Source organism: Oleiphilus sp. HI0067 (assembly GCF_001635735.1).
This window is the reverse complement of record NZ_LWFI01000547.1, coordinates 1-771: the sequence shown is the minus strand read 5'-3', so window position 1 is coordinate 771 and position 771 is coordinate 1. Positions and strand designations below refer to the sequence as shown.

The following is a 771-nucleotide window of genomic DNA, read 5'->3' as shown; positions in this document are numbered from 1 at the left end:
GTAGTGTCATTGAAATTTTCGCTGTTGTCGTACTCACAGCATTAGCAAGTTATATTTCAAAACGGATATTCAAACGAGTCGAAATCCAGTTCACCAAGACGGAGAATTTATGGGACGATGCATTACTACACGCAGCAAGACGTCCTGTGTCCCTTGGTATCTGGATCGTCGGCCTTTCCATGGCGGCATATACTGCCGATCAATACTCAAACGTAGTTGTTTTCGATTTTGTTGAGCCAATTCAGCGTATCGGGGTTATCTTCTGTCTAACTTGGTTCGTAGTAGGGTTTATTGCGCAAACAGAAACCTTGCTTATCGATCCAGATAGAGTTGAGGAGCCTATCGATGAAACTACTGTGCACGCATTGGGTAAACTTCTTCGGGCTTCGATTATTATCACTGCAGTTCTCGTTGTTTTACAGACATTAGGTTTCAGTATTAGTGGTGTATTAGCCTTTGGTGGTATTGGCGGCATTGCTGTTGGTTTTGCGGCGAAAGACTTGCTAGCGAACTTCTTCGGCGGGCTGATGATCTATTTGGACAGACCGTTCAAAGTTGGCGAATGGATTCGCTCTCCTGATCAAGAAATTGAAGGTACCGTAGAGAAAATCGGTTGGCGTTTAACGACAATTCGAACCTTTGATAAGCGACCGCTATACGTACCAAACCAGGCATTCGCAAATATTTCAGTACAAAACCCATCACGTATGAGTCACCGTCGAATCTATGAAAAAATTGGCGTCCGTTATGACGACTCTGATCAGCTCGAGA

Annotated in this window: 1 protein-coding gene; it reads left to right on the top strand. The window is 44.1% G+C overall.

What is annotated here, in order from left to right:
- Window positions 1–8: 8 nt before the first annotated feature.
- On the top strand, window positions 9–771 hold a 763-nt coding region (locus tag A3739_RS06385), incomplete at its 3' end, for a mechanosensitive ion channel family protein (protein ID WP_231877024.1).